Origin of the sequence: Croceicoccus pelagius, assembly GCF_001661915.1 — a bacterium.
In the GTDB taxonomy this organism is placed as follows: domain Bacteria; phylum Pseudomonadota; class Alphaproteobacteria; order Sphingomonadales; family Sphingomonadaceae; genus Croceicoccus; species Croceicoccus pelagius.
This window is the reverse complement of record NZ_LYWY01000010.1, coordinates 1-4,733: the sequence shown is the minus strand read 5'-3', so window position 1 is coordinate 4,733 and position 4,733 is coordinate 1. Positions and strand designations below refer to the sequence as shown.

At 56.1% G+C, this 4,733-nt stretch carries 2 protein-coding genes, 1 pseudogene and 1 other annotated feature; of the genes and pseudogenes, 1 reads left to right on the top strand and 2 read right to left on the bottom strand.

Annotated elements, in window-relative coordinates; translation table 11 throughout:
* Together A9D15_RS02380 and A9D15_RS16095 are read right to left on the bottom strand one after the other, a co-directional pair.
* Nucleotides 1-1,061 (bottom strand): annotated as a pseudogene (locus A9D15_RS02380) (IS3 family transposase); the annotation flags it as partial.
* Nucleotides 664-780: a sequence feature (AL1L pseudoknot), on the bottom strand. It overlaps the preceding pseudogene by 117 nt.
* 153 nt (nucleotides 1,062-1,214) lie before the next feature.
* Nucleotides 1,215-3,473, bottom strand: a complete 2,259-nt coding sequence (locus A9D15_RS16095) for a glycosyltransferase (protein WP_082924206.1) — start codon at nucleotides 3,471-3,473, stop codon at nucleotides 1,215-1,217.
* A 494-nt stretch (nucleotides 3,474-3,967) separates the two neighbouring features.
* Here A9D15_RS16095 and A9D15_RS16090 point away from each other — a divergent pair.
* Nucleotides 3,968-4,733, top strand: a protein-coding gene (locus tag A9D15_RS16090; RefSeq protein WP_425304720.1) for an IS5 family transposase whose coding sequence is annotated in 2 segments (ribosomal slippage) — nucleotides 3,968-4,289 and nucleotides 4,289-4,733 — 767 coding nt annotated over the 2 segments. Because the reading frame shifts where the segments join, the coding sequence is not laid out codon by codon here. This gene is flagged as partial in the annotation.

Below are 4,733 nucleotides of genomic sequence, written 5' to 3'. Positions count from 1 at the left end.
GATGACCTCGGCCTTGTAGAGTCCGTTGATCGTCTCGGCCAAGGCGTTGTCATAGCTGTCACCGACGCTGCCCACCGATGGCTCGATCCCGGCCTCGGCAAGGCGCTCGGTGTACTTGATCGAGACGTACTGGCTGCCGCGGTCGCTGTGATGGATGAGGCCACCACAATGGACCGGGCGACGATCGTGGATGGCTTGCTCGAGGGCATCCAGAACGAAGCTGGCGTGGGCTGTTCTGCTGACCCGCCAGCCCACGATGTAGCGGGCATAGACGTCGATCACGAAGGCGACGTAGACGAACCCCGACCAGGTCGCGACGTAGGTGAAGTCCGAGACCCACAGCATGTTCGGTGCTGGCGCATGGAACTGTCGGTTGACCTGGTCGAGCGGGCAATGCGCCGCCTTGTCGCTGATGGTCGTTCGTACCGGCTTGCCGCGGATTACGCCCTGCAAGCCCAGGTCGCGCATGAGCCGTTCCACCGTACATCGGGCGACACTCAAGCCTTCGCGGTTCATCTGTCGCCAGACCTTGCGCACGCCGTAGACGCCGAAGTTCTCGGCGAATACGCGCAAGACCTCGGGCTTCAACGCCTGGTCGCGCTGGGCACGAGCCGACATCCGCGAGGGATCGCGCCGCTGCGCGACGCGTTCGTGGTAGGTGGATGGGGCGATCGGCAGAACCCGGCAGATCGGCTCGACCCCATACTCCTCGCGGTGTTCGTCGATAAACGCCGTCATCGCTTCAGTGGGCGGTCGAGCTCCGCCTGGGCGAAATACGCGGAAGCCTTGCGCAGGATCTCGTTGGCCTGGCGCAACTCACGGTTCTCGCGTTCCAGCGCCTTCAGCTTGTCAGCCAGCTCGGTCGGCACTCCGGCTCGCATGCCCTTGTCGATCTCGGACTTCTTCACCCACTCGAGCAGCGTGTAGCCCGAACAGCCGAACTTGCCGGCTATCGATGTGACCGCCGCCCAGCGCGACGGATGATCCTTCTCGCTGGCCAGAACCATGCGGACTGCTCGCTCGCGAACCTCGGGTGAGAACTTGTTCGTCGTCTTGCTCATAGACCCTTCCTCTCAGGAGTTGGGGCCTCCGGCAATCTCGGGGCGGTTCATTACCTCTGTCGCGCAGCGCGCCACCGGCAAACCAAAACCCGGCGGGTGCTCGAGCCGTTACCGCTTAGAACACTGAGCATGGCACGCATGCGGTACCCAATATTACAGTGCGGGCCGAGCCACCTCACCGCCCACCCAAGACGGTTCGCGATGATAGCCTGGAAGCGCCGGATTTTCACCGGAATAGAGAACCGCCATGTGGAGCACACCGCCGCCAGATGCGTAGGAACGGTACCCAGCGAGCGATAAGCTTTCGTTCGCAGTCTGCCCATCATTTATGAGCTTCAAGGCAGAAGTCGAAGGGAATGGCTTCAATGAGAGAACCCGAAAGGTTTCTCCTTCTTCCCGTACGATACATTCGACTTGGCCAAGATGGCCAGCGTCAAGCATGGTATGACGCCATCGGCCCTTGAAAAGAGGCTTGAATAGATGCCGGCGGATCACCCGCATGACATATGGTGTTTGAATGGCTTCCGCCCACCCATTTACATCCCATTGCAGAGTGCTGCCGTAAAGAAAGGAATCAAGGGCATCTGCAGCACTACGATCAGCCCAACAAAACCGTACCGAAACGCGGCTCGGCTCCCCGGAGCCTAATGGCCGGACTTGGATTACATCTGCGGAAAATGCCTGGGATCCGCCAGGCAGAGCGAGTGTTCCCGAAAGACGAGCGCCCAAGTCAGATCTCTCGTCGGCGCAAAAGCTAAAGCCGTTCGACGAAACTTCATCGGCGATGACAATTTGGCTCTGTTGGTTCGTTCCTGCATCAAGCTTCGCGATCAGCGGAATATTGAAGCGGTGATCTGAGCGCCTCTGGCTTGCGCGCGCCGAAGCGAAACGTAAAGCACGTATGGCAATCACGGCTACGAGAGTCGCCCACAAGAGATTCGCGACAAACGCGCCGAATGGCAGATAACCAAACTGATGGAATTGGATGGCACCAATTGGTATCGCAGTAATCGCAGCTCCAACTACAAGCAGTTGAGGCCACAAGATCATTGGCAATCCAGATCTGGAGGTGAGCTGCTTTGGCGTAACCTTGAACTTCCAATTCACTGGAATCACGAGTGCGAGGGTCGCTCGCATGAATGTGTAAAACCGCAGATAATTATACTCCTCCATGTACAAACTTTTTGAATACCCTCGACTGAATATTTCATTCACAAGCATCCCGGTCAAAAGCCAAAGCATAAAGATTGTCATGAAGGGCACGCCGGTCCAAATGATTGGCATTTTGCCGGTCAATAATACTGCGATCGGCATCAAATAAACGACCGCCTTCTGCCAACCCTCGAAATAGGTAATTGCCGAAGTGAAGTAGGCGATACGCTGCGGCAGTGAGAGACCCCTAGCCGTTAGGATGCCCTCCTTGTTCCAAACCTGCATTGCGCCGCGACCCCATCGCAGTCGCTGAGTCTCGTATTGCTCCATATCTGCAGGAGACAGACCGAATGCTAGGGCCTCAGCGTGATAGACTGCTGACCATCCCGCCTTATGAAGCCGCAACGACGTGTGCATGTCTTCGGTTATGGTACCAGTCGCAAAGCCGCCAATATCTTCCATCGAAGAACGACGGACGATAGCGCAACTCCCACAAAAAAATGTGGCATTCCAATAATCTTTGCCAGCCTGAATGACCCGGTAAAAAAGGGTTTGCTCATGCCATGCCTCAGCGCCTTTCTCTGAAGTTCTGTGCTGGAATGAATCTATGTTATAAAAATCTTGGGGAGTTTGAACCAAAGCAACGGACGAATCATTAAAGTATCCCAATGTCCTATCAAAAAAATCGGGCGCTGGCGCATGGTCACAGTCAAATATAGCAACAAATTCAGCGTCGGTTTTTTTCAAGGCGTTATTTAAATTTCCGGCCTTTGCATGAGATCGATCTCTGCGGCTGACGTATTTTACACCGAGTTCTGCGGCAAGTTCTGCCATCTCGACACGGTCACCATCATCAAGAAGCCAAACATATCTACAATGTGATACCTGCTTAGCAGCCAGGATCGTATGCCGCAGCATAGTCTCGGATTCATTCCATGTGGTAAGGAAAATATCCGCTTCACAGCCGACAGGCACGGGAGGCGCATGTCGCTCAACCAGGCACCAAGTTGAGAAAACGTGGAGCGCGAGTGTCAACGTCCCGAAAAGCTCAGCCGCGAGAAGCAATGAGGACATGATTGGCGCTGCCGGATTCCAGAGTGGAACCCGATAAATGAAATAGACTATAGATATCACTGCGAACGCGTAAAGTGCAGCTTTGCCCAAAGCGGAAACGCGGTGCAGACGAACAATGCCGGAGCCGTGCTCTACGCGATGAGAGCGTTCGGACGATACCGGTTCAAACTTAAAATTCTCGTACATCGATAGCCTGCCTCTAAGGATATTGAGGCGCTAACGCAGGAATGGTTAATTTTTCGAATAGGGAGATATAGCCGTAAGGGCCGAACGAACCAGCGCCTACGCACCACGAGTTTGGCGCCGAGCGGACCTTTCTGGTTCGGCTAATTTGCCTGCATCAGCCAAAAACGGCCCACGAGCCTCAGATTACTTTCAGCGCATTTCGTTGCAGCGTCATAGTGAAAGTATGAACAATAGGACGCCGCCAACGAGAGCGAGCGCTCCGACAACCCGAAGCGGAAACTCGAGCCGGCGCCTCGCTTTCGGCAACTCAAGCAGCGCCACTACGTAGGATCCCGATACGATCAAGAGCAGCGCAAAAATCAACATAGTGACGCAATACCTCGCCTCTGCCAGAAGTGTCGCTGCCCTAGGCCCTGTTGACAAACTGGATTCACAATCGCTGCGAGATGTGATTCAAGATAGCTTTTGCGGAGGTTATCTTGGCGCGGTTGCTGATGGAGGATGCCGAGTGGGCATTCTTTGAACCCTTTTTGATAGCGATCCGGGGGCAAGGCGGTCGCCCGGCCTCCAACCACCGCCTTGTTCTCGATGGTATTTTCTGGATTGCTCGAACCGGTGCTGCCTGGCGTGATCTGCCTGAAGAGTTCGGCAAGTGGTCGAGCGTGTATCGCCAGTTCCGGCGCTGGACCCTGGCCGGACTTTGGGAACTGGTGCTCGATGCCCTCAACGATAGCGGCGCAGCGCCAGACAGCGTCCAGATGATCGACAGCACCGTGATCCGCGCGCACCACTTGGCAGCGGGCGCAAAAGGGGGACTCAAAGACAGGGTTTTGGCCGTTCAAAAGGTGGCTTCACGTCCAAGATCCATCTCATTACCAACGCTCACGGCCTCCCTGTCCGGGCGGAAGTAACGGGAGGTGAAGTATCTGACTTCAAAGGCTTCGATGCTCTGGTCGACGATGACCTGCCGACGGCTCGCGTGTTCCTGGCTGACCGGGGTTATGACAGCGATCATATCCGGGCAACGATCACCGAGCGTGGCGGAACACCAGTGATCCCGGCCAAGGCCAATCGCAAAGAGCCGATCCCGCACGACACCGTCACCTACGCCTTGCGGAACCGTATTGAGCGGTGCTTCGCCAAGCTCAAATGCTCGCGCCGCCTCGCAACCCGATACGACAAAACCTCAGCAAGCTATCTCGGCTTCATACATATCGCCGCCGCCCGCCTCTGGACCAATCAGTTTGTCAACAGGGCCTA